Source organism: Bradyrhizobium arachidis (assembly GCF_015291705.1).
Taxonomy (GTDB): Bacteria; Pseudomonadota; Alphaproteobacteria; order Rhizobiales; family Xanthobacteraceae; genus Bradyrhizobium; species Bradyrhizobium arachidis.
Genome location: NZ_CP030050.1, coordinates 9,200,154 through 9,224,651, shown reverse-complemented (window position 1 = coordinate 9,224,651; position 24,498 = coordinate 9,200,154). Strand labels below are relative to the sequence as shown.

The following is a 24,498-nucleotide window of genomic DNA, read 5'->3' as shown; positions in this document are numbered from 1 at the left end:
AATGAACGTCGCTGAGATGACATCCGGCGCCCAGTTGGCGGATACGACCGTCGTGCAGCTTTTGGCCGCGCGACTCGCGGAGCGGCCCGAGAAGATCGCCTTGCAACAAAAGCGTCACGGCGCCTGGACCGCCATGACGTGGAGCGCCTATGCGCAGCGTGTCGTGAACCTGGCCAGCGCGCTGCGGCGTGCTGGTCTCGAGCGCGGCGATCGGGTCGCGATCATGGGCGATTCGTCCGAGGAATGGCTGATCGCCGACATGGCCACGATGTGCGCCGGCGGCGTCATGGTGGGCGTTTACTTCACCTCGTCACCCGAAGAAGTGGCTTACTGCTTCACGGATTCAGGCGCGAAGTTCGCGTTCGTCGGCGGGGAGCCGCAGCTTCTCATCGTGCTCGCCTCCGGTCGGGCCGAGCAGCTCCGCGGCATCATCGTACTCGACCCGGATTGGACCGGCGAGGCCTCGGCGTCGATCAAGTCGCTGGCCGGCTTTGTTGGAGCACACGATGTCGATGCGCATGACTATCTGCAGAAGGAGAGCGCGACAGCAAAGGCGTCAGATGTCGTCAGCATCGGCTATACGTCCGGGACGACCGGAAACCCCAAAGGCGCCATGCTGACGCACCTTTCCATTCTCGCCGGCGTTCATTGCATCACCCTGTTCGGCCCCAGCATGCGCGAAGAGGAACACCGGGTGGTCGTGCATTTGCCGATGTCGCACACCGTGGCGCGCGGGCAGGCGACCACGTTGCCGCTGATTGCCGACGCAGTTCCATATTTCGGCGAGACGACCGCGGACTTCGCCCAGACGATCAAAGAGGTGAAGCCGACCTACTATATGGCGCCGCCGCGGTTCTACCAGCGCTTTGCGACACAGATCCTCAGCAAGGTGCATCCCGCCGGGGAAGGGGGAGATCAGAACTACACGCTCGCCATGACGATCGCGCGCAGGGCGCTCGAAGACCGTCAGCGCGGCCACGAGGATGCCTTCGTCTCGAAACTGTTCGCGGCCTGCCGCGAGCAAGTGTTCCTGCCGCTGCTCGCGGAGGTCGGTTTCGACGAGCTGAAGGTCGCGTTCACCTCGTCGGCGGCGATGCCGTCCGAGCTGATGTCGCTGTGGCAGTTGTGGGGCTTGCAGCTCAGGGAGTGCTACGGCCAGACCGAACTGGTCGGTGCCAATCTGGTGCAGATGGCGGAGTGGCCGAAGGCCGGCAACGTCGGGGTCCCGCTGCCGGATCCGGCCTGGGAAACCGCCGTGCTCCAGGACGGCGAGATGATCGTCCGCGGACCGGGATTGTTCGCGGGCTATTGGAACAAGCCGGACGAGACGAAAGCGGCGCTTCGCGACGGCTGGCTCTACACCGGCGACATCGTCGAAGTGTCGCCGGAAGGAACCTTCAAGCTTGTCGACCGGAAGAAGGAGATCATCAACACGTCGAACGGCAAATCGATCAGCCCGACTCAGATCGAAAACGAGCTGAGGCACAGCCCGTTCATCTCCGAGGCGGCTGTGATCGGCGAGGGGCGAAAATATCTCACCGCCCTGATCGAAGTGGATGCCACCGCCACAATGGACTGGGCGAAGTCGCGCGACGACAAGATCGCGAGTTACGCGGACCTGGCAGGCTCCGAGATCGTCAACCGGCTGATCGAGGCGGAGATCGGCAAGGCCAACGGAAGGCTGGCGCGAGCCGAGCAGATCAAGGCGTTCCGCATTCTGCCGGAGGAGCTGTCGCTCGAGAACGGCGTGATGACGCCGACGCGGAAGAAGCGTCGCAAGCAGATCAACGAGCGCTATCAGTCGCTGATCGCGTCGCTCTACGACGAAACCGAGGAAGAATTGATCAAGGCCGAGATGGGCCTTTGAGGTCGGCGGTCGGTCCCAAAACGTACGAAGCTACCAGTCGAGATAAGATTTCACTCCTTCAGCAACAGGACATCGAGATGACCAAGCGAAGCGGAATCACGCGGCGGACGATTGTCGGAAGCGGATTGGGAATTGCGGCAGGCCTGGTATCAACGCCATCGTTTGCGGCGAACACGAAAGTGAAAGTCGGAGCGATCATGCCCAGCAGCGGCGTGCTGGCGTTTCCCGGTCAGGCCTGCGTGCGCGGCATCTATCTCGGCGCCAAATTCGCGCGTGAGAAGTTCGGCCTCGACATCGAGATCGTTCACGCCGATACGCAAAGCCGTCCGGAGAACGGCCGGATTGCCGCCGAGAGCCTGATCCGGCAGGGCTGCACCGTGCTGATCGGCGCGTGGGATTCCGGTGCCACCATTTCGGCGCTGCAGGCCTGCGAGGCCGCCAAGGTGCCGATGGTGGTCCACATCGCGAGCGCCACCCAGGTAACTTCACAGGGCTTCACCCAAGTGTTCCGCTATTACCCCACGTCGCTGACCATCGTGCGGCAATCGTTGACCGAGTTGAAGTCCGTGCTCGGCACGCTGAAGGATCCGCCGAGCAGCGCCGTCGTTCTCCATCTCAACAACACGATGGGGCAGTCGACGGCGGCCAGCATTGATCAGGCGTGGAAGGAAGTGGATGTTCCGCTCAAGATCGCGCAGTACGTTGCCTATGACGAGAAGGCCAAGGATCTGTCGGTGGAAGTTGCCAAGGCGAAAGCGTCGGGTGCCGATGCTTTGATCTCGGTCACGCGCGTCAACGACGCGATCATGATCGCGCGCGAATGCATCAAGCAGGGCTGGGACCCGAAGATGGTGTTTTCGCCCAACTCCAACGGCGTGTCCGACAAGGCGTATCACGACGCGCTCGGAAAGTATGGTGACGGTCCGGTTCTGTCGGCGTTGTGGCTCAATCCCAAGGGCGCCGAGACCGACAAGATCATGAAGATGTTCGCGGCCGACTACCCGAACGACTGGTTCGATGCCAATGCGGGCTGCGCGTTCGAGGCGGTGCAGATCGTCGCAGACGCCGTGACGCGGGCGGCTTCGCCGGAGTCGGCGGCGATTCACGGCGCGCTCAAGAAGACCGACATGAAGCCGATCCTGATGTACGGCGACAACACCAAGTTCGACGAGACCGGCCAGAATATCCACTGTTCGATGGTGATGCTGCAGGGTCTGAAAGGCAGGCCGCGAGTGGTGGCTCCAAAGGCCATCGCGGAAGCGTCGCTCGAGTATCCGCTTGCGCCTTACAGCAAACGCTGACGTCGTTCCGTGCGGCCCCGCGAAAGCGTCGCGGGGCCGCGGTCGTCAAATGCCGAGGCAAGGACGTGCGAGCTAGGGCAAACTGTCCGAATTGATCAGGCGCGACCGCTCGGCAAGGAAGCGGCGCGGGCTCTGTCCCATCGTCTTCTTGAACATCGTGATGAACGCGCTGGGCGATTCGTAGCCCAGTTCCAGCGACACGGCCTGGACCGAGCTGCCCGCCGTGAGGCGTTGCATGGCGATCAGAATGTGGAGACGCTGGCGCCAGCGCCCGAAAGTCATCCCTGTTTCCTTGGCGATGAAGCGTGCGAACGTGCTCTCGCTCATTGCGTAGCGCGAGGCGACTTCGTCCATCGTGCTGCGGTCGCCCGGATTATTCAATAAGGAGGTCGCGAGTTGTTGAAGACGGGCGTCGTTGGAGATCGGAAGATACATTTCATCCGTCGTCGGCATCTGCACGAGTTCGTCGAGCAAGACCCGGCCGAGACGGCTGGTCGGTCCTTCAAGCGGATAGAGCGGTGGGAACACCGAGAGGCGGTGGATCAATTCGCGCACCAGCGACGTGATCATCAGCGTGCAGCAGGTCCGCGGCAGCATGCTGACCTGTGGATCGATGAACACAGTATAGAGTTTGCCGAAATCGGCCACGCAATTGCTGTGCTGCACGCCGGCCGGGATCCATACCGCGCCTTGCGGAGGCACGATCCACAAGCCGCCAGGCGCCCGGCACATCACCGAGCCATGAGACGCGACAACCAATTGGCCTTTGCGGTGTGAGTGCAGCGGCAGGTCGTCGTTGTCTTTGCTGGTTTCGAGACAGAATGAAGTAACGGGACGATCGAACTGATCCGGATCGACCGGATCATAGTTGATCCGAAGATCGGGCAAATCCATTCGCGCAAAATCCGGATCGAACTCGGTCTCGGGCGGCATTTCAATCCTGCCAATTCGTCAAGTCAGTCAAGCTTTGATGCAGATCCTGCCGTTAACCGAGGTTAGCTGTTTTGAAAGGTCAGGTCACTAGTCGCGGCGAGTCGTCGAGTTCGCTGATCTGCGACAAGATGCCCGCTCCTGCGGCGTGAGCGCTTAGTGATGCGTCATGTTGCGCCGTGACCAAGCGGAAGCACCTGTCAGGCGGCCCACGGTTCCATCACTTGCTGATTAAACCAACAGCAGAGAATGCTGCGACGCGAGCCCCGGCGTCCCTCCGGAGTCGGGCAATCCGTCGGAACGCGGCCGTATTCAGCAGCACGTGCCATAGCACCCGATGCTACCAAGTGCGAGCTTTCTGGAGCCCGACGCATGACTGCACACATCGATCCGCCACGCAAGGCGGTCAACGCCGATCAGGACACGGTCGAAACCGCCGATTGGCTCGCATCGCTTGGATCGCTCCACCGCAGCGCCGGTGCCGAGCGCGTGCGATACATCCTGGCTGCGCTCGATCGGCGTGCGAAGGAGCTCGGCGTTCTGCCGGACTCTCCGCCGTTTTCGCCCTATCGCAATTCTATTCCGCTCGAGCAGCAGAAGCCATACCCCGGCGACATCGCGATCGAGACCCGCCTGACGGCGATCATTCGCTGGAACGCGCTCGCGATGGTGGTCCGTGCCAACAGGGCCTATGGGGAGCTCGGCGGGCACGTCGCCAGCTACGCCTCGGCCGCGGAGATTTTCGAAGTCGGTTTCAATCATTTCTTTCGCGCGTCAAGCTCCGAGTCGGAGGGCGACTTGGTGTACTTCCAGCCGCATTCGTCCCCCGGAGTCTATGCACGAGCGTATCTCGAAGGCCGACTGTCGGACGAAAATCTGAAGCTGTATCGCCAGGAACTGAGCGGCCCCGGTCTGTCGTCCTATCCGCATCCCTGGCTGATGCCGGAGTTCTGGCAGGTGCCGTCGGCGTCGATGGGCCTTGGGCCGATCAGCGCGATCTACCAGGCGCGGTTCATGAAGTATCTGCAGCATCGCGGCCTGGTGCAGACTGCTGGTCGCCACGTCTGGGGTGTGTTCGGCGACGGCGAGATGGACGAGCCGGAATCGATTGCCGGGCTCGCCCTGGCGGCGCGGGAAAATCTCGACAACCTCACCTTCGTCGTCAATTGCAACCTGCAGCGCCTGGATGGGCCGGTCCGCGGCAACGGGCAGGTGATTCAGGAGCTCGAATCACTTTTCCAGGGCGCCGGCTGGAACGTCATCAAGGTGCTGTGGGGATCGGACTGGGACGATATCTTCGCGCGCGATAGCAAGCATGCGCTGCTGCACAAATTCGCCGACACCGTCGATGGCAAATATCAGACGCTCGGCGCCAAGGATGGGGCCTACAACCTCGCCCACTTCTTCAGCGAGGATCCCGAGGTCCGGGCGCTAGTTGCGCACATGTCGGACGCGGATATCGACGGCCTGAAGCGCGGTGGCCACGACTTCAAGAAGCTGTTCGCGGCCTTTGCCGCCGCGAAGGACATTAAGGGTCGGCCGACCGTCATTCTGGCGAAGACCAAGAAGGGCTACGGCATGGGCGGCGCCGGCGAGTCGCGCATGACGTCGCACCAGGCCAAGAAGCTCGACGTCGACGCGCTGTATGCGTTCCGCGACCGGTTCGCCCTGCCGCTCAGCAACGAGCAAGTTGAGGATCTGGAATTCTTCAGGCCTGCGGAAGACAGCGCGGAAATTCAGTACCTGCGCGCCCGTCGCGCGACACTCGGTGGCTACATGCCGGCGCGGCGACGCGCTTCGGCGGCGCTGCCGGTGCCGCCGCTGCAATCCTACGCGGAGTTCGCGCTGCGCGGCGACGGCAAGGAGACGTCGACCACGATGGCGATCGTGCGGCTGTTCACCAATTTGCTCAAGGACAAAACGCTCGGCCCGCGCATCGTTCCGATCGTCGCCGACGAAGCCCGCACCTTCGGAATGGCGAACCTGTTCAGACAGGTCGGCATCTACTCGCCGGCGGGACAGCTCTACGAGCCGGAAGATGCCGGTTCGATGTTGTACTACAAGGAAGCGATCGACGGTCAATTGCTGGAGGAGGGGATCACCGAGGCGGGGGCGATTTCGTCATGGACCGCGGCGGCTACCTCCTATAGCATCCATAACTTCCCGTTGCTGCCATTCTATATCTACTATTCGATGTTCGGCTTTCAGCGGGTCGGCGATCTGATCTGGGCGGCGGCGGACCAGCGCGCGCGTGGCTTTTTGATCGGGGCGACGGCCGGCCGGACGACGCTCGGCGGCGAAGGCTTGCAGCATCAGGACGGGTCCAGCCATCTGATGGCGGCGACCGTTCCGAACTGCCGGGCCTACGATCCGGCATTCTCCTACGAGGTGGCCGTCATCGTCGATCACGGCATGCGGTCGATGCTCGAGCAGGGCAACGACGAGTTCTATTACCTCACGGCGATGAACGAGAACTATGCGCAGCCCTCGATGCCCGACGATGCACGCGACGGCATCATCAAGGGTCTCTATCGGGTTCTGCCGAGCGCTGACGGGCCGGCGAAGATCAGGCTGGTCGGCTCGGGCGCCATTCTCCCGGAGGCGCTCGCCGCCGCAGCGATGCTGCAAAGCGAATGGAAAGTGGCCTGTGAAGTCTGGTCGGCAACGAGCTTTTCCGAGCTGGCGCGGGAGGCGCGCGATGTGGAGCGAACTAATCGGCTCTCGCCACTGTCGACCCCGGTCGAGAGCCACGTCGTACAATGCCTCGGCGGCAAGGTGCCGATCGTCGCGGCATCGGATTATGTCCGGGCGTATCCGCAACTGATCGGTTCTTACATCGAGGCGCCCTATACGGTGCTGGGCACCGACGGCTTCGGGCGCAGCGATACACGCGTCGCGCTGAGATCGTTCTTCGAGGTCGATCGCAAGCAGATCGTCGTTGCGGCGCTGTCGGCGCTGGCAAAATTGGGTCAAGTGGCGCGTGAGCAGGTCGCCGAAGCCATCGCCAGCTACGAATTGCCGACCGGCGTTGCATCGCCTTGGTCGCGTTGAGAGAGGGCGGAGCGCGCATGTCTCGTTCAATTGAAGTCGTTCTGCCAGATATTGGGGACTACAAGGATGTTCCGGTAGTCGAAATCAATGTGTCGGTCGGCGACGAGGTCACGATCGACATGCCGTTGCTGTCGATCGAGTCCGACAAGGCGACGATGGAGGTGCCATCCCCGGCCGCAGGCACGGTGGCCAAACTGATGATCGACGTCGGGGTGCGGGTTTCTCAAGGTTCGGTTCTGATGGTCCTCGAAGGGCGCGGCGAATCCACCGCGCCTCCGCCGGCGACTGCGTCGGCACCGCAGGTGGAGCAACGGATCTCGCAGCAGGAGGCGCTGTCACGGCTGGCGCCCGTGGCTCCAGTCGATGACTCGCGAGCACGTGCACAGCAGCCGCAGCTTAGCGGGGCGGCGCATGCATCGCCGTCGGTCCGCGCTTTGGCGCGTGAGCTCGGCGTGACGCTGGACTCTGTCGTGCCCACAGGCCCCAAGGGCCGGATTTTGCGCGAGGATGTGGCGGCCTTCGTCAACGGACTGGTGCGATCGAGACCGGCGACGGCGCCTGAGCCCGGCGCCCCGGTCGATTGGCCCAAGGTGGATTTCGAGAGGTACGGCGCGGTCGAGCGCCTGCCGCTGACACGGATCCAGAAGCTGACCGGTACGAACCTCTCGCGCAACTGGAGCGTCATTCCCCATGTAACGAATTTCGACAGAGCGGATGTGACCGACGCCGAAGCCTTTCGTCAGCTCGCCAATGCCGAGGCCGCGAAGGACACGGCGAAGCTCACCATGGTGTCGCTGCTGATCAAGGCCGCGGCCTTGGCGCTGCAGAAATACCCGCGCTTCAATTCGTCGCTCGATGGCGATGAGTTGATCCTCAAGCACTACGTCCACATCGGCGTCGCTGTCGACACGCCGAGAGGTCTGGTCGTGCCAGTGATCCGGGACTGCGATAAGAAGGGCCTTCGGCAGATTGCCGCGGAGATGCGCTCGCTCGCCGACAAGGCGCGCGCGGGGCAGCTCGCGTCGGGCGACATGCAGGGCGGCTGTTTCTCGGTGTCGTCTCTCGGAGGCATCGGCGGTCAGGGATTTACGCCCATCATCAACGCGCCCGAGGTGGCGATCCTCGGCGCCGGGCGGGCCGCCACCGAGGCGGTCTGGAACGGCCGCGAGTTTGAACCGCGCCTCATCCTTCCGATGATTCTGTCGTGGGATCACCGGGTCGTCGACGGCGTGGCTGGGGCCCGGTTCCTGGGCTTCGTCGCGTCAGTGCTCTCCGATCTGCGGCGCTTCGCATTGTGAGGACGCAGATGCGGACAGAGGAAATCCGGGTTCCCGACATCGGGGATTTCCGAGACGTCGAAGTCGTCGAGGTCCACGTCAGGGCGGGCGACGTCGTCGTGCGAGAGCAGGCGTTGATCACAGTGGAATCCGACAAGGCCACGCTGGAGAGTCCGTCGCCGATCGCAGGGGTGATCACGAGCATGTCGCTGCGTGTTGGAGGGAAGGTGTCTCAAGGCTCCATGATTGGCACGGCGTCGGCGTCGGACGAAGCGGGCGCGCAAGGCGAGACGATCTCAGCGGATCAGGATGTTGGCCAGCGCGCAGCAGATTATACGCGCTACGATCTTGTCGTGATCGGAGGCGGGCCGGGCGGCTATTCAGCAGCGTTTCGGGCCGCAGACCTTGGACTGAACACCGCGATCGTCGAACGCTACGGCACCTTGGGCGGAGTTTGTCTGAACGTTGGATGTATCCCGTCGAAGGCGCTGCTTCATGTTGCGGCCGTCAAGGAGGAAGCCGAACGGATCGCGGACAAGGGCATTCGCTTCGCCGCGCCGCAGATCGATCTGCAGGAGCTGCGCGCCTTCAAGCACGGCACTGTCAAGAAGCTGACGGATGGGCTGAGCCAGATGGCGGCAGCGCGCCGCGTCACGGTGATCCGCGGCATCGCGAAATTCGCCTCCGCCACGCGGCTCGAGATTGTCGGTGAGGGGGCAGGCTCGCAGCAAATTGAATTTGGTCAATGCATCATCGCCACGGGCTCGCGCGCGGTGCAGCTGGCGGTGCTTCCCAAGGACGAGCGGGTCGTGACCTCGACCGGCGCGCTCGCGCTGCGAAGCATTCCGGGCCGCATGCTCGTGATCGGAGCGGGGATCATCGGGCTGGAGATGGCGACCGTCTACAACTCGCTCGGCACCAAGATCGATCTTGTCGAAAGGCTTCCCGATATCCTGGCGGGCGTGGATGCCGACGCGGTGAAGATCTGGCGTTCGCGCAACGCGCATCGCTTCGAGCATATCGACGTCGCAAGCAGCGTATCAACCGCCGAAATCACGCCGGACGGCGTGAGGGTCGGTACCACAGGCGCATCGGTACGAACACGATCGTACGATCTGGTGTTACAATCGGCCGGCCGTGTTCCCAACAGTAGCGAGCTCGGCCTCGAACGGATCGACGTTGCCATCGATTCGAACGGCTTCATTCAGGTCGACGAGCAGATGAGAACGACAGCGCGCAACGTCTTCGCCATCGGCGACGTCGTCGGCGGTTCGATGCTGGCGCACAAGGCCGTTCACGAGGGGCACGTCGCCGCGGAAGTAGCTGCCGGGAAGCCGGCGGCCTTTACCGCGAAGATCGTCCCCAATGTCGCCTACACCGATCCTGAGATCGCCTGGGTTGGCAAGTCCGAGCGTGATGTCGCCGAATCCGGACGGAAGATCCGTTCGACAAAATTCCCATGGGCCGCGTCCGGCCGGGCCATCGCGTCGGGCGCATCCTATGGCATGACGAAGCTGCTGTTCGACGCCGAGACCGGTCGCATCGTCGGGGGCGTGATCGTCGGACCGCATGCCGGCGATATGATCGGGGAAATCTGTCTCGCTATCGAAATGGGGGCTGACGCGATCGATATCGGAAAGACCATTCACCCGCATCCGACCCTCGGCGAGACGATCGGCATGGCTGCCGAAGTCCATGAGGGCATTTGCACCGACCTGCCTCCAATCGCCAGAAAGCGGTAGATCAGTTGGCCCAATCGATGTTCGTTATCGAAGCCCTTGAACAACGTCGCGCCGGTGCCAAACTCGGCGGCGGCGAGAAGCGCATCGACGCGCAGCATGCGCGCGGCCGCCTCACCGCGCGGGAGCGGATCGACCTGCTGCTCGACAAGAATTCTTTCGAGGAGATGGACATGTTCGTCCAGCACCGCTCGACCGAATTCGGGATGGAGAAGACCAAGATTCCGGGAGACGGCGTGGTCACCGGCTGGGGTACCGTCAACGGCCGCAAAACGTTTGTCTTCGCCAAGGATTTTACGGTGTTCGGCGGCTCGCTGTCCGAGACCCACGCGCTGAAGATCACCAAGTTGCAGGACATGGCGATGAAGGCGCGGGCGCCCATCATCGGCCTCTATGACGCGGGCGGCGCGCGCATCCAGGAGGGCGTCGCCGCGCTCGCCGGCTATTCCTACGTGTTCCGCCGCAACGTGCTCGCCTCGGGCGTGATCCCGCAGATCTCGGTCATCATGGGTCCCTGCGCCGGTGGCGACGTCTACTCGCCGGCCATGACCGACTTCATCTTCATGGTGAAGAACACCAGCTACATGTTCGTCACCGGCCCCGACGTCGTGAAGACGGTCACCAACGAGGTCGTCACCGCCGAAGAGCTCGGCGGCGCCTCGGTGCACGCCACGCGCTCCTCGATTGCGGACGGCGCCTTCGAGAACGATGTCGAGACGATTTTGCAGATGCGCCGTCTCATCGACTTCCTGCCGGCGAACAACACCGACGGCGTGCCGGAATGGCCGAGCTTCGATTCCATCGAGCGGGTCGACATGTCGCTGGATACGCTGATCCCCGACAATCCGAACAAGCCCTACGACATGAAGGAACTGATCCTGAAAGTCGTGGACGAGGGCGACTTCTTCGAGATCGCCGAGGGTTTTGCCAAGAACATCGTCACCGGCTTCGGCCGTATCGCGGGCCGTACTGTCGGTTTCGTCGCCAACCAGCCGATGGTGCTGGCGGGTGTGCTCGACAGCGACGCCTCGCGCAAGGCCGCGCGCTTCGTCCGCTTCTGCGACGCCTTCAACATCCCGATCGTCACCTTTGTGGACGTTCCCGGCTTCCTGCCCGGCACCGCGCAGGAATATGGCGGCCTGATCAAGCACGGCGCGAAGCTCCTGTTCGCGTACTCGCAGTGCACCGTGCCGCTGGTGACCATCATCACCCGAAAAGCCTATGGCGGCGCCTTCGACGTCATGGCGTCCAAGGAGATCGGCGCCGACATGAACTATGCGTGGCCGACCGCGCAGATCGCGGTCATGGGCGCCAAGGGGGCGGTCGAGATCATCTTCCGCAGCGACATCGGCGACCCCGACAAGATCGCGGCCCGCACCAAGGAATACGAAGACCGCTTCCTGTCGCCCTTCATCGCCGCCGAGCGCGGCTATATCGACGACGTCATCATGCCGCATGCAACGAGGCGCCGCATCGCACGGGCGCTGGCCATGCTGGGTGACAAGAAGATGGAAATTCCGGCCAAGAAGCACGACAACATTCCGTTGTAGGAAGAGCTGTGTTCAAGAAGATTCTGATCGCCAATCGCGGCGAAATCGCCTGCCGGGTGATCAAGACTGCCCGCCGGATGGGAATTCAGACGGTTGCGGTCTATTCCGAGGCCGACCGCGATGCCCTCCATGTCGAGATGGCCGACGAGGCCGTGCTGATCGGCCCGCCTGCCGCGGCCGAGAGCTATCTGGTGATCGAGAAGATCGTCGACGCCTGCCGCAAGACGGGCGCCGAGGCTGTGCATCCCGGCTACGGCTTCCTGTCCGAGCGCGAGGCATTCCCGCGCGCGCTGGAAGCCGCCGGCATCGTCTTCATCGGTCCGAACCCCGGCGCGATCGCCGCGATGGGCGACAAGATCGAATCCAAGAAGGCGGCTGCGAAAGCCAAGGTCTCGACCGTGCCGGGCTATCTCGGCGTCATCGAGGACGACAAGCACGCGGTGAAGATCGCCGACGAGATCGGCTATCCTGTCATGATCAAGGCTTCCGCCGGCGGCGGCGGCAAGGGCATGCGCATCGCGCACTCCAAGGCCGAGGTCGCCGAGGGCTTCAACCTCGCCAAGGCCGAGGCCAAGGCCTCGTTCGGCGATGACCGCGTCTTCGTCGAAAAGTTCATCGTCGATCCCCGCCACATCGAGATCCAGGTGCTCGGCGACAAGCACGGCAACGTGATCTATCTCGGCGAACGCGAATGCTCGATCCAGCGCCGCAACCAGAAGGTCATCGAGGAAGCGCCGTCGCCGTTGCTCGATGAGGCCACCCGCCGCAAGATGGGCGAGCAGGCGGTCGCGCTGGCCAAGGCCGTGAACTACGATTCCGCCGGCACCGTCGAGTTCGTCGCCGGCCAGGACAAGAGCTTCTACTTCCTGGAGATGAACACGCGCCTCCAGGTCGAGCATCCCGTCACCGAGCTCGTCACCGGCGTCGACCTCGTCGAGCAGATGCTGCGCGTCGCCGCCGGCGAGAAGCTCGCGATCACGCAGAAGGACGTCACGCTGACCGGCTGGGCGGTGGAATCGCGCCTCTATGCGGAGGACCCGTTCCGCAACTTCCTGCCCTCGATCGGGCGCCTCGTGAAATACCGTCCGCCGGCGGAAGCCAGCCAGGACGGCATCACCGTGCGCAACGACACCGGCGTGCAGGAGGGTGGCGAGATCTCGATCCACTACGATCCGATGATTGCAAAGCTCGTCACGCATGCGCCGTCGCGCGCCGCGGCAATCGAGGCGCAGGCGACCGCGCTGGATTCGTTCTACGTCGACGGCATCAGGCACAACATCCCGTTCCTGTCGGCGCTGATGCATCATCCGCGCTGGCGCGAGGGCCGGCTCTCGACCGGCTTCATCGCCGAGGAATTCCCCAAGGGCTTTGCGGTGCGCGTGCCCGAAGGCGAGGTCGCGCGTCGGATCGCCGCGGTCGGCGCCGCCATCGATCACGTGCTCGGCGAGCGCAAACGCCAGATCTCCGGCCAGATGGGCGGCCGCGTCGTGCAGCGCGAGCGCCGCCGCGCGGTCTGGCTCGATCGCCAGGAGATCTCGCTCGAGGTCGCGCGTGAGAGCGATGCGATCGCGATCCGCTTCGTCGATGCCGACGGCAAGGTCGGCAATGCGCATCTGTTGAAGTCGGCATGGAAGCCGGGCGATCCGGTCTGGCAGGGCACCATCGACGGCCAGTTCGTCGCGGTGCAGACGCGCGCCGTCGCCAACGGCGTCCGTCTCGCCCATCAGGGCGTCGAGGTGCCGGTCTATGTCTGGACTGAAGCCGAAGCCGCCTCGGCCCGCTTGATGCCGGTGACGACCGCCTCCGACACCGGCAAGAAGCTGCTCTGTCCGATGCCCGGCCTCGTGGTCTCCATCGCGGTGACCGAAGGGCAGGAGGTCAAGGCCGGCGAGACGCTGGCGGTGGTCGAAGCCATGAAGATGCAGAACGTGCTGCGCGCCGAGCGCGACGGCGCCGTGAAGAAGATCCACGCGAGTGCCGGTGCGACGCTCGCGGTGGACGCGCTGATTTTGGAGTTTTCCTGAACACCGCAAGAGGCGACCTGAGATGGGCAGCCTGTCTGCAGGAATTCCGGTTACTTCTAGGCAGAAGTCATGTTGGGCAGCTCGGCGTCACTTGGGATTAGGTGGACTTGATGAAAACCGAACGGTTGGCATTGGCATTGGGCTTTGCGCCTGCTTCACGCCAGGACTGGCACAAGCTCGTTGATGGCGTGCTAAAGGGAGCGCCGTTCGAAAAGCTGATTGGTAGGACGTACGACGACTTGAGAATCGAGCCGATTTATCTCCGAGCGAAAGACATTGCACTAGTCGACGGGCGGGCACCCGCGGCGCCTTGGCAGATCATGCAGCGCATCGATCATCCAGACGCGGTGACGGCCAATAGGCAGGCCCTTCACGATCTGGAGAATGGGGCGACGGGCCTGGCGCTCGTCTTTGCCGGCGCCAACTGCAGCCGCGGGTTCGGTCTCGATCAAACGGCAGGTGCCGTCGCCAAAGCTTTAAAGGACGTCCACCTTGATGCCGGCATCGGGATTGAACTCCAAATTGGTACAGACGGGCGTAAGACCGCGATCCATGTTGCGGAATATGTGAAGTCGGTCGGTCTCGATCCTGCCGTCTGCGACATTCGATTTGGGCTCGATCCCCTGGGCGCGTGCGCCCTAAGCGGACGCAGTCCATACACTTGGGAAGAAATCGCACGGAACGTTGCCAGCACGATCAAAGGGCTTGTAACGCTGGGGTTCGAGGGGCCGTTTGCCGCGAGCGACGGGCGTATCGTTCATGACGCCGGCGGCTCAGAAGTGCAGGAGCTTGCCTTTGTGCTCGCCTGCGGCGTGGCATATCTGCACGCTATGGAGGCGGCGCGCATTCCGCTGGATCAAGCGCGAAGTATGATCTATGCGCGACTCACTGCTGACGCCGACCAGTTTTTGACTATGGCTAAATTCCGCGCGTTGCGGCTCCTCTGGGCGCGCATCGAATCGGCGTGCGGTGTGGCGCCGAGGCCGCTGTTCATTGCGGCTGACACGTCCTGGCGCATGTTGACCCGGCGCGATCCCTACGTAAACATGTTGCGCGCTACCTTGGCAACATTCTCTGCGGGAATCGCCGGTGCCAATGCGATCACAGTTCTGCCGCACACGTTGGCGCTCGGCCTTCCAGACTCGTTTGCCCGGCGCGTGGCCCGCAACACGCAGCTTCTGCTGCTGGAGGAAAGCAATCTTGCCAAGGTTAGCGATCCTGCCGCAGGTGCTGGCGGCATTGAGGCGCTAACAACGGAGCTTTGCGACGCGGCCTGGAGGAGTTTTCAAGAGACTGAAAATGCGGGCGGCATTTTTGCCGCTCTACAGCAAGGAACGCTTCAGGCGAAGATCACAGCTACACGCACAGCGCGCCGTGCAAATCTCGCGAAACGCAGCGACCCGCTGACCGGAGTGAGCGAGTTCGCAAACCTTGGCGAAGGCGCAGCGGCGGTACTAAGCGTAAGACCGATGGCTCTTCCGCCTAGCTTTGATCAGAAATTCGTATTCGATGCACTGCCGCCGATCCGGCTTGCGGAACCCTTCGAATTGCTCCGCGATAAGTCCGATGCGATATTGAAGCTACTCGGCGCGCGGCCGCGAGTGTTTCTTGCTAATCTCGGCACACCGACCGACTTTACGGCCCGCGCGACATTCGCCAAGAGCTTCTTCGAAGCGGGAGGAATTGAGGCTATCGACGGCGCCGGCTTCGCCGACCCAGCCGAGCTTGCCCTCGCATTCACGGGATCTGGTGCCGAACTTGCCTGCCTTTGCTCCAGCGATAAGATCTATGCGGAGCGCGCCGAAATCTCCGCCCACGCGCTTCAGCAAGTCGGAGCTAGGCACATCTATTTGGCGGGACTTCCCTCTCAATCCGAGGCCGCGTTTCGGCGGGCTGGCATCTGCAGCTTTATTCACGTCAGTTGCGACGCCTTGGCAACGCTAAATGCCGCTTACAACCGGATCCAAAACCCGAAGGTTTCCGGATAATCGACAATCGAACGCGAACACTCAGATGTCATCCATCAGCGTTATCCCGAATTTTGCAAGTATTGCTTTCGAAAGGTGCTCGGTCGCCGCTTCTTCTGTTTCCGTTGATCCGTGGGTGACTCCGGAGGGCATTCCGGTCAAGTCAGCATACGGAGAAGCAGATATCGCCGGGCTCGATTTCCTTGAGACCTGGCCAGGCATCGCGCCGTTCCTGCGCGGTCCCTACCCGACCATGTATGTCAACCAGCCCTGGACGGTCAGGCAATATGCCGGGTTCTCCACGGCGGAGGATTCCAACGCGTTCTACCGCCGCAACCTCGCCGCCGGGCAGAAGGGTCTCTCGGTCGCCTTCGACCTCGCCACCCATCGCGGCTATGACTCAGATCATCCGCGGGTCGGCGGCGATGTCGGCATGGCCGGCGTTGCGATCGATTCCATCTACGACATGCGCACGCTGTTCGCGGGGATCCCGCTCGACCAGATGAGCGTATCCATGACTATGAACGGCGCTGTGCTGCCGATCCTCGCGCTCTACGTCGCCGCCGCCGAGGAACAGGGCGTGCCGCCGGAGAAGCTTTCAGGGACGATTCAGAACGACATTCTGAAAGAGTTCATGGTGCGCAATACCTACATCTATCCGCCTGCGCCCTCGATGCGGATCATCTCCGACATCTTCGCCTACACCTCGCAGAAGATGCCGAAGTACAACTCGATCTCCATCTCCGGCTATCACATGCAGGAAGCCGGCGCGACGCAGGACCTCGAGCTCGCCTATACGCTCGCCGACGGTGTCGAATACTTAAGGGCCGGCATCGCCGCAGGTCTCGACGTCGACCGCTTCGCGCCGCGGCTGTCGTTCTTCTGGGCGATCGGCATGAACTTCTTCATGGAGGTCGCCAAGCTGCGCGCCGCGCGCCTGCTCTGGGCCAAGCTCTTGAAGCCGTTCAATCCGAAGGACCCGCGCTCGCTGTCGCTGCGCACGCATTCCCAGACCTCCGGCTGGTCGCTGACCGCGCAGGACGTCTTCAACAACGTGATGCGCACGACGATCGAGGCGATGGCGGCGACGCAAGGCCATACCCAGTCGCTGCACACCAACGCGCTCGACGAGGCCCTGGCGCTGCCGACCGACTTCTCGGCGCGCATCGCACGCAACACCCAGCTGTTCCTCCAGCAGGAGAGCGGCACCACCCGCATCATCGATCCCTGGGGCGGCTCTTATTACGTCGAGCGCCTCACCCGCGACCTCGCGGCCAAGGCGTGGAGCCACATCCAGGAGATCGAGGAACTCGGCGGGATGGCCAAGGCGATCGAGGCCGGCGTGCCCAAGCTGCGCATCGAGGAAGCCTCTGCCAAGACCCAAGCCCGCATCGATGCCGGCAAGCAGGCGGTGATCGGCGTCAACAAGTACATGCCGACGGATGAGACCCCCATCGACATCCTCAAGGTCGACAATACCAATGTCCGGCGGCTTCAGACCGACAAGCTGAAGCGGCTGAAATCCGAGCGGAACCAGAAGGACGTCGATGCCGCGCTGGCCGCGATCACGCGCTCTGCCGGTGAAGGCAATGGCAATCTGCTCGCGCTCGCGATCGACGCCGCACGGGCGAAGGCGACCGTCGGCGAAATCTCGGACGCGATGGAGAAGGTGTTCGGCCGGCACCGCGCCGAGATCAAGTCCATCACCGGCGTCTACAAGCGTGAGGCCTCCAGCATGGGCAACCGGGTCGAGAAGGTTCAGGCGATGATCGATGCCTTCGAGGAAGCGGAAGGGCGCCGTCCGCGCATCCTGGTCGCCAAGATCGGCCAGGACGGCCACGACCGCGGCCAGAAGGTGATCGCGTCCGCCTTCGCCGACATCGGCTTCGACGTCGACATCGGACCGCTGTTCGCCACCGCCGACGAAGCGGCGCGGCAGGCCGTCGAGAACGACGTGCACATTCTCGGCGTCTCCTCGCTCGCCGCCGCGCATCTGACCGCCGTGCCGGAGCTGAAAGCCGCGCTGAAGAAGCAGGGCCGCGACGACATCATGATCATTGTCGGTGGCGTGGTGCCGCCGCAGGATTACGATGCGCTCTACGCGGCCGGTGCCGAGGCGATCTTCCCGCCCGGGACGGTGATCGCCGATGCCGCGGATCAGCTGATCCAGAAGCTCAATGCTCGGCTCGGGCACAGTGAGGCGGCAAATAGTAAGCGCCGGGGCAGGTAGTAACGGCGTATCGGTCCAGATTGAAAGCTCAAAGCCGGGGCTTCGAACTTACGAATTGATCCTGCAGTCCGCAGGCAGAGTGCCGAACAGCGCATATCTGGGCTTGGAGAAGATTGGTGTAAGATGCGACGCAAAGCTTTCGTTGCAGTCAATAGGCAAATGCGGACGAATTTGCCTCATATTTTCGCGATCGGCGATATCGCGGGTAACCCGATGCTCGCCCATAAGGCGGTTCACGAGGGGCATGTCGCGGCAGAAGCGGCTGCCGGGCTCAAGAGCTTATTTGACGCGAAGATCGTCCCGAACGTCGCCTACACTGATCCTGAGGTGGCCTGGGTTGGCATCATGGAACATGAAGCGGCCTCCTCAGGCAGGCACGTTAGATCCGCGAAGTTTCCGTGGGCTGCCTCGGGCAGAGCGATCGCCTCGGGCGCGTCTTATGGCATGACCAAGCTGATCATCGACCAAGAGACGCACCGCATCATCGGCGGTGTGATCGTTGGCCCGCACGCTGGCGACATGATTGGAGAAATCTGCCCGGCGATCGAGATGGGCGCCGATGCAATTGATCTCAGCAAGACCATCCATCCGCATCCGACGTTCGGAGAGACAATAGGCCTGGCTGGCGAAGTGTATGAAGGTGTTTGCACGGATGTGTTGCCGGGTCCGAAGAGATCGACCAAGCGGGCGAGCCACTAGAAATCCAAAAACCTGAGCCGGCTCAGGTGCCTCGCTGCCGATTGTTCATAGGGGACCCGAATATGGCGGGAAGTTCTCGCAGGGAAGTAAAGGTACCTTTGAGCGTTCAAGAGGAGGAATTTGCCGCGGCATGTCGAGACTTCGTTCTGGAGAGGAAACCTGATCTCGCGGCATCCATCGTCATTGTACACAACCAGCTCAGGATTGTGAACGATCCGCATGTTCGGCTCGCGTTCGTAGAACTTGGTCTTGCCAGATTGGTACGAGTTCTACATCTCGCAATCGAGGGCAAGGCGATTGCGCTCAAAAGAGTGCCAAGACTCCTGTTCGACCTGGCGAGCTATAGAAGGAAGATACTCCGCGCGCTAGGTAGGGACGATTGAGGACAGCCCCTCGGGTTACTAGCACGATTCATTCAACGCGCAGATTAGAGGAATAGATACTCATCGACGCAACGAGGACCGGCAGTCATCCCTTGGCAGGAGATTCGGATCTCTGAATTGCAAAGGCGGGTACGGCGGTGCGGGCATTGCGAGATCGGAGCCGGGCGATGAAATGAACTACCGGACGCGCGGAGCCTGGTGATCGGGACCTTCCAAGTCTCGCGCGCGCTCTTTGTCGTGCTGTCGAAATCGTACGACCCGTCAAATGCCGGAAACGGTGCGGAGAGGTGCCGACTTCAGCACAAAATGCGGTCTGACATGTACGATAGTATTGCTGCTGGAGGTCGTTCGTTGGGTTTCTGCGATCGAATTCCGCATTCGGCTTCTGCGAAAGATTTGCGATCTTTCGTTTTCCTCCCTCTACTCGGCCCGGCGCGATCGCCGGGCCCTTTTTCTCGGCTGCTGACGATATCTAGTGCCGCTCGAAGCCGGTTGATCAGCGTCGTATGATCTTCTTCAAGATTTCGGTGAGCGCTCGAAATTCATCTTGGGTCAGCGGAGCGAATGTCTCGCCGGAAATCTCGCCAATAGTTTCAATCGCTGCGTCCGCTATCCGTCTTCCCTTCTCGGTCAAATCTATCTCGCGTCGGCGCGGATCCAGAGGGTCTTTGGAACTCTTGATGAGGCCGCGAGATTTCAGGCGATTGATAACGCCGGTGATGGTCGCCGAATCATAATGAATTAGCCGTCCTAAGTGGTTTTGCGAGCAAGGACCTACCTCCTTCAATTTCGCTAGCGTCGAGAATTGGGGCCCCGTTAATTCTTCAATCATCTTAGCGGCAAAGATGGACGTGTGAGTACGGAGCGCGACTCGCAACAAAAAGCCCGGTGCGTCATCCAGCCGGTACGAATCTATAGCTTCTTTCACTTTCCCGGCCGCGCGCGGCTTTGTCTTGGGTTGCACCACTTTTTGCTTCCTTGCCGTAGGTTGCCTCAGTTCAAGAAATACAGGCTTCTAGCTCCGAAGGTCTTCAGTGCCGGCCGATTGTCTACATTTCCCGACCTAGGAAATCCATCTTTGTTCGACTTCATTCTGTTTAATGCGATTTGCTTCGTTGAGAGCCCCGGCAGTGGCTCGCTTCGATGCGTCCGTCGTTCGCATATCGAAATCCGCTCCGCCTAAGAGGCAAACCCATTCTCGCACGCGCTGGGCTAGACCGATTCGCTCCTGGCTTGCCTCCGATCACGGGAAGAGGACATCTCATAACTTGCAAGCGAGTGCAGCGCTTGCATACGAGTGATAATCGTTGTAGTGTCCTGAGATTGTTCCCCGGGCCTTGGCTTCACGCCTTACGGACCGGCGCACCAAAGTACCATCGGAATGCGTATGTCGGCGATTGACAACATGAGTTCCGTTCGGCCCGACCTGATCGAAAAGGTTACGGGACGCGCCGAGTACGTTACCGACCTGACGGTTCCGGGGATGCTGCATGGGTTTGTGGTTCGCTCGCCAGCCATTCATGCCCGCATCGCTTCGATCGATTCGCGCGTTGCGCGGGCCATGGACGGCGTTGTGGACGTGCTAATCGGCGAAGACGTCGCCTCGTTCGGTAACTGGGGCGTTGTGCTTAAAGACCGGCCGATCATTGCGACCGACCGCGTGAGATATGTGGGCGAACCCGTCGCCGTGGTGATCGCGGAGACAATCGAGATCGCAGAAAACGCCGCAGAACTGGTCGATGTGGAATACGACGAGCTTCCGCGCGCAACGACCATCCGGGAAGCCCTGGCGGAAGATGCTCCGCTCATCCATGAGCGCCACGAAAACCTCGAAGACTTCTATTTCAAAGGCGGGGCCCGGCCGACCCAGAACAGCAATATATTCCACACCTACCGGAACAACGTCGGAGACGTTGACGCTGCGGAGGCGGCCGCGGCCTACATCCACGAAGACCGTTTCACCTTCCCGGCGATTTCTCACTTCGCAATGGAGCCGCATACGGTCATTGCGGATTTCCAGGTGGACTCCCTGACGGTCTGGGCAGGTGCACAAACGCCGACCGCTGTTCAGAAGGTGCTGTCGCGGCTCTACGGACTGCAGTTGGCCAAGGTCCGCGTGATCGTTCCGTTTGTCGGCGGAGGATTTGGCGGCAAGGCCTCGGTGAAGATCGAGCCTTTGGTTGCCGCTGCATCGTGGAAGGTGCAGCGCCCGGTTCGCGTTGCGCAGTCCATGACTGAATCAATGCTCACCTGCCGAAGGCTGGGCGCCGACATCACGATTCGAACGGCTGTGGATGCCAAGGGACGGATCCTCGCCAAGAGCGCCAAACTGCTGCTCGATGGAGGGGCATATTCCGACACAGGCTCAGCCGTCGCCACGAAATCGGCAAATCGCATCATGGGCCCTTACGTGGTGCCCAATCTGCGCCTCGAGGCATGCGCGGTCTACACGAACACCGTTCCAGGTGCAGCATTCCGCTCGATCGGGGGGCCGCAAGCTGTTTGGGCCAAAGAATCGCACATGGATAATGTCGCCGCGGCAATCGGCATGGATCCGGCTGAGTTTCGGTTGCTGAACCTGGCGTCCCGCGGTGAACGCATCCGACCCGATTTGCGGGCGCTCGATATGGATATGAGCGAGCTGATGGGCCGGGTAACCCAGTCGTTCGCATCGGAGGTGAAGGCGTCCAACCGGCAGGCGCGTGGACTGGCAGTCGCCGCAACCGATCCGGCCAATACGCCGATCAGCAACGCGATCGTACGTCTCAAGATCGACGGGTCGATCCTCGTTTCGGTCTCCAGCATCGAAGTCGGCCAGGGAGCGCACGCGACCATGGGGCGGATCGCGGCGCAGACCTTGAAGCAGCCGGCCTCCGCGGTAACCGTCTTGCGCACCGATACGGCCGTCGCTCCTTACGATTGGGGCACAGGCGCAAGCCGATCGACCGTGGTCGTCGGCCTTTCGGTCGAAAATGCAGCACTCGACGCGGCTGATCAGATCCTCGAAATGGTCGCTGACGTCTGGGAGCTTCCCCGGGAGAGCCTGTCGCTCGTTGAGGGTGGTGTCTCGACCGGATCAGAGGTTCTCACTTTTCATCAGATTTTTCACCGCACGCTGGGTGTCGACTCGGGAGAGGTCGTCGGCCGCGGCGCGATTACGCCGCGCTCGAAGAAGGGCGCCCTGGTCGAGTCCCCTCTGTTCTGGGAGACTTCCGCGGGCCTTGTTGAAATCGTTGTCGATGAAGACACCGGCGAGATCCATGTCCCTCGATATGCCAGCGCCGCTGACGTCGGTCGCGTGATCAATCGCGTCGCCGCGGAAGGGCAGGACGAGGGGGCTGCCATCATGGGCCTCGGACACGCGCTTTATGAAGTGCTCGAGTTCGAGGATGGCCAGCCCATCAATGCAACGCCGATCGATTATTCGATCCCGCGCATCTCCGACGTTCCGCCCGTGTTTGACACCATCCTTGTCGAAAACGGCGACGGACCTGGTCCAGGCGGCGCCAAGGGAATGGGCGAGGGAGCAATCCTCCCGGTCGCGCCGGCGATCGCCAACGCGCTGTTCTCCACCTACGGCATTCGGATCCCCGACCTACCAATGACGCCCGAAAAGGTATGGCGCGCCCTGCAGAAGAGGAGCTGAAGTCATGGAATTCAATATGTCGATGGTGGTGCCAGCGACGCCGGCGGAGCTTTGGAGCACGCTGCTCGACGTCCCTCGCATATCGGGTTGCATCCCCGGCTGCGAAAACGTCGAGGAAATCGAGCGGCTTGCGACTTACAAAGCGACCGTCAAACAGAAGATCGGCCCTTTCAAGGTCGAGGTCCCGGCCGACATCATCGTTGAATCGATAACGGAGCCGTCTCACGTCCGCACGCGCGCCACGGGTCGCGACAAGATCACGGGGACGAGGCTGGCGGTTGTTCTCGACGTGACCGTGACGCCGGAAGGGGCAGGGTCCACATTCGCCGTGGACGCGAAGGTGGACGTGCAAGGCCGCCTCGCGACTATGGGGTTCGGCGTCATCAAGCGCCGCGTCGATCAGAACTTCGAGGAGTTCGAGAAGCGGCTCAAAGAAATGCTGGGCGCCGCCTGATCATGCTGCCGTCACCCTTCGAATTCGAGAGGCCTTCGACGATCGCCGACGCCGTAAATGCGGTCGGGGAGTCCGACGACGGCATGTTCTACTCCGGCGGAACCGAACTGCTGCTGGCGATGAAGATGCGCGTCATCCATACGGGTCGGCTTATCGACATCAAGGGAATCCCCGGACTTGATCGCATTGCTCTGAACGATGCGAATGACATCGAAATCGGTGCGCGCTGTACGCACAGGAAGATCGCCAGCGATCCTGTTATTCGCGAGCACGTGCCGGCGCTGTCCTCGCTCTGTGCCAACGTCGCGAACGTCAGGGTCCGTAGCGTCGGAACGATCGGAGGCAATCTGTGCTTCGGAGAGCCGCACGCCGATCCGCCGACGATGCTCGCGGCCTTGGACGCACGGCTGGTGCTCAATGGCCCCAGCGGTACGCGTATCGTTCACGCTGACGATTTCATCCGGAGTGAGCTGGAAACGGTGCGGGAGCCGGATGAGCTTCTGGCAGTCATTGCGTTTTCGCGCCCGACCGGACCGGTGACCTATCGGCGGTTCAAGCATGGTGAGAGGCCCTCGGTGAATGTCGCGATGGCCTGGTCGCTAGGCGCCGGCGAGAGGACAATCAACAGCGCCCGCGTGCGGGTCGGAGCGCTCGGTTCGCGACCTCAGCCTTTGAAGGCCGTCGAAGACGCCCTCCAGGGCATATCGGTCGCCGAAGTCCGCCCGGCTATCGAGGCGGTGCTCCCCACGGCGCTGGATGAGCTTGAAGTCAACGAGGATCGGCATGGCGGCGCCGACTATAAGCGCCACCTTGCAGGTGTCTTGCTTCTGCGAAACGCCGAAGAGGCCATCGCCGCAGGCGGGAGCGCGTGAAATGACACATGTGCTGCCCATTTCGTTCTCGCTGAACGGCCAAGCGATCGCGATCGACGTTCCTGCCCATACGCTATTGATCGACCTGATCCGGGATCGCCTTGGCCTGAAGGGGACAAAGCGCTCCTGTGACATGGAGGTGTGCGGCGCCTGCACCGTTCTGCTCGACGGTGAGCCGATATCAAGTTGCACCACGCTCGCCGTCGATGTCGATCAGCGGGAGGTCACGACGATCGAGGGCGTAACGCCGCCCGAGGGCCTATCGCGGATTCAGAAGGCGTTCGTGCTTCACGGCGGCCTTCAGTGCGGCTTCTGCACGCCGGGCTTCATTATGGCTGTCACAGCGTTGCTGAAGGCGACGCCGCACCCGACTGACGAAGAAATCCGTCACTACCTGTACGGCAACCTCTGCCGCTGCACCGGATACACCAAAATTTTCGAGGCCGTAAGGAGCCTTGCCGCCGAGCAAGTCTCCGAAGACGCCGCCTAGCCCGTCGCAAGATAGCGC

The 24,498-nt window shown here is 62.2% G+C and carries 16 protein-coding genes; 14 read left to right on the top strand and 2 right to left on the bottom strand.

Translation table 11 applies throughout. The features are described 5' to 3' along the window. Nucleotide 1: 1 nt before the first annotated feature. Both WN72_RS43560 and WN72_RS43555 read left to right on the top strand, forming a co-directional pair. Nucleotides 2-1,867 carry an AMP-dependent synthetase/ligase gene (locus WN72_RS43560; RefSeq protein ID WP_092215480.1) on the top strand — a complete coding sequence of 622 codons (1,866 nt, stop codon included), beginning with the start codon at nt 2-4 and terminating at the stop codon, nt 1,865-1,867. Nucleotides 1,868-2,064: 197 nt separating this feature from the next. Further along, nucleotides 2,065-3,168 (top strand): ABC transporter substrate-binding protein, encoded by a 1,104-nt coding sequence (locus tag WN72_RS43555; RefSeq protein ID WP_244553728.1) that lies wholly within the window; start codon nt 2,065-2,067, stop codon nt 3,166-3,168. A gap of 72 nt (nt 3,169-3,240) precedes the next feature. On the opposite strand, the gene WN72_RS43550 is transcribed toward WN72_RS43555, so the two are convergent. Then, nucleotides 3,241-4,101 carry an AraC family transcriptional regulator gene (locus tag WN72_RS43550; protein WP_194482964.1) on the bottom strand — a complete coding sequence of 287 codons (861 nt, stop codon included), beginning with the start codon at nt 4,099-4,101 and terminating at the stop codon, nt 3,241-3,243. A gap of 369 nt (nt 4,102-4,470) precedes the next feature. On the opposite strand from WN72_RS43550, the gene mdeB reads away from it, so the two are divergent. The 8 genes from mdeB to WN72_RS43510 all read left to right on the top strand — a co-directional run bounded on the left by mdeB (nt 4,471) and on the right by WN72_RS43510 (nt 18,635). Beyond that, nucleotides 4,471-7,149, top strand: coding sequence for an alpha-ketoglutarate dehydrogenase (gene mdeB / locus WN72_RS43545; RefSeq protein WP_092215484.1), 2,679 nt, complete (start codon nt 4,471-4,473; stop codon nt 7,147-7,149). Between the two features lie 17 nt (nt 7,150-7,166). After that, nucleotides 7,167-8,447 (top strand): 2-oxo acid dehydrogenase subunit E2, encoded by a 1,281-nt coding sequence (locus tag WN72_RS43540; RefSeq protein ID WP_092215486.1) that lies wholly within the window; start codon nt 7,167-7,169, stop codon nt 8,445-8,447. 8 nt (nt 8,448-8,455) lie between these two features. After that, nucleotides 8,456-10,168, top strand: a complete 1,713-nt coding sequence (gene lpdA, locus WN72_RS43535; RefSeq protein ID WP_092215488.1) for a dihydrolipoyl dehydrogenase — start codon at nt 8,456-8,458, stop codon at nt 10,166-10,168. Nucleotides 10,169-10,185: 17 nt separating this feature from the next. Next, nucleotides 10,186-11,715 carry an acyl-CoA carboxylase subunit beta gene (locus tag WN72_RS43530; protein ID WP_092215490.1) on the top strand — a complete coding sequence of 510 codons (1,530 nt, stop codon included), beginning with the start codon at nt 10,186-10,188 and terminating at the stop codon, nt 11,713-11,715. 8 nt (nt 11,716-11,723) lie between these two features. Further along, the gene (locus WN72_RS43525) at nt 11,724-13,739 is read left to right on the top strand and encodes an acetyl-CoA carboxylase biotin carboxylase subunit (RefSeq protein WP_092215492.1); all 2,016 of its coding nucleotides are present in this window, start codon (nt 11,724-11,726) and stop codon (nt 13,737-13,739) included. A 110-nt stretch (nt 13,740-13,849) separates the two neighbouring features. Next, a complete protein-coding gene (locus WN72_RS43520) occupies nt 13,850-15,727 on the top strand; it encodes a methylmalonyl-CoA mutase family protein (protein ID WP_092215811.1) in 1,878 nt (625 codons plus the stop codon). 34 nt (nt 15,728-15,761) lie between these two features. Continuing rightward, nucleotides 15,762-17,936, top strand: coding sequence for a methylmalonyl-CoA mutase (gene scpA, locus WN72_RS43515; protein WP_092215812.1), 2,175 nt, complete (start codon nt 15,762-15,764; stop codon nt 17,934-17,936). A gap of 159 nt (nt 17,937-18,095) precedes the next feature. Next, a complete protein-coding gene (locus WN72_RS43510) occupies nt 18,096-18,635 on the top strand; it encodes a hypothetical protein (protein WP_347337474.1) in 540 nt (179 codons plus the stop codon). Between the two features lie 879 nt (nt 18,636-19,514). Here WN72_RS43510 and WN72_RS43505 read toward each other — a convergent pair. Next, nucleotides 19,515-19,985 carry a MarR family winged helix-turn-helix transcriptional regulator gene (locus tag WN72_RS43505; RefSeq protein WP_038944656.1) on the bottom strand — a complete coding sequence of 157 codons (471 nt, stop codon included), beginning with the start codon at nt 19,983-19,985 and terminating at the stop codon, nt 19,515-19,517. Between the two features lie 420 nt (nt 19,986-20,405). On the opposite strand from WN72_RS43505, the gene WN72_RS43500 reads away from it, so the two are divergent. From WN72_RS43500 to WN72_RS43485, 4 genes are read left to right on the top strand one after another with little or no spacing between them, the layout of a single operon-like run. Then, the gene (locus tag WN72_RS43500) at nt 20,406-22,664 is read left to right on the top strand and encodes a xanthine dehydrogenase family protein molybdopterin-binding subunit (protein ID WP_092215494.1); all 2,259 of its coding nucleotides are present in this window, start codon (nt 20,406-20,408) and stop codon (nt 22,662-22,664) included. Between the two features lie 4 nt (nt 22,665-22,668). Then, nucleotides 22,669-23,118, top strand: a complete 450-nt coding sequence (locus WN72_RS43495) for an SRPBCC family protein (RefSeq protein WP_092215496.1) — start codon at nt 22,669-22,671, stop codon at nt 23,116-23,118. Nucleotides 23,119-23,120: 2 nt separating this feature from the next. Then, entirely contained in the window at nt 23,121-23,990 is an 870-nt protein-coding gene (locus WN72_RS43490) for an FAD binding domain-containing protein (protein WP_092215497.1), read from the top strand. 1 nt (nt 23,991) lies between these two features. Then, nucleotides 23,992-24,480, top strand: a complete 489-nt coding sequence (locus WN72_RS43485) for a (2Fe-2S)-binding protein (RefSeq protein WP_092215498.1) — start codon at nt 23,992-23,994, stop codon at nt 24,478-24,480. Nucleotides 24,481-24,498: the final 18 nt, after the last annotated feature.

Bases quoted from the DNA above. Each gene is read 5' to 3' on its own strand.
- WN72_RS43540 (WP_092215486.1), top strand. From the start codon at position 7,167: ATGTCTCGTTCAATTGAAGTCGTTCTGCCAGATATTGGGGACTACAAG.
- mdeB (WP_092215484.1), top strand. From the start codon at position 4,471: ATGACTGCACACATCGATCCGCCACGCAAGGCGGTCAACGCCGATCAG.
- WN72_RS43560 (WP_092215480.1), top strand. From the start codon at position 2: ATGAACGTCGCTGAGATGACATCCGGCGCCCAGTTGGCGGATACGACC.
- WN72_RS43510 (WP_347337474.1), top strand. From the start codon at position 18,096: ATGCGGACGAATTTGCCTCATATTTTCGCGATCGGCGATATCGCGGGT.
- WN72_RS43490 (WP_092215497.1), top strand. From the start codon at position 23,121: ATGCTGCCGTCACCCTTCGAATTCGAGAGGCCTTCGACGATCGCCGAC.
- WN72_RS43495 (WP_092215496.1), top strand. From the start codon at position 22,669: ATGGAATTCAATATGTCGATGGTGGTGCCAGCGACGCCGGCGGAGCTT.
- lpdA (WP_092215488.1), top strand. From the start codon at position 8,456: ATGCGGACAGAGGAAATCCGGGTTCCCGACATCGGGGATTTCCGAGAC.
- WN72_RS43530 (WP_092215490.1), top strand. From the start codon at position 10,186: ATGTTCGTTATCGAAGCCCTTGAACAACGTCGCGCCGGTGCCAAACTC.
- WN72_RS43550 (WP_194482964.1), bottom strand. From the start codon at position 4,101: ATGCCGCCCGAGACCGAGTTCGATCCGGATTTTGCGCGAATGGATTTG.
- WN72_RS43485 (WP_092215498.1), top strand. From the start codon at position 23,992: ATGACACATGTGCTGCCCATTTCGTTCTCGCTGAACGGCCAAGCGATC.
- WN72_RS43520 (WP_092215811.1), top strand. From the start codon at position 13,850: ATGAAAACCGAACGGTTGGCATTGGCATTGGGCTTTGCGCCTGCTTCA.
- WN72_RS43500 (WP_092215494.1), top strand. From the start codon at position 20,406: ATGTCGGCGATTGACAACATGAGTTCCGTTCGGCCCGACCTGATCGAA.
- WN72_RS43555 (WP_244553728.1), top strand. From the start codon at position 2,065: ATGCCCAGCAGCGGCGTGCTGGCGTTTCCCGGTCAGGCCTGCGTGCGC.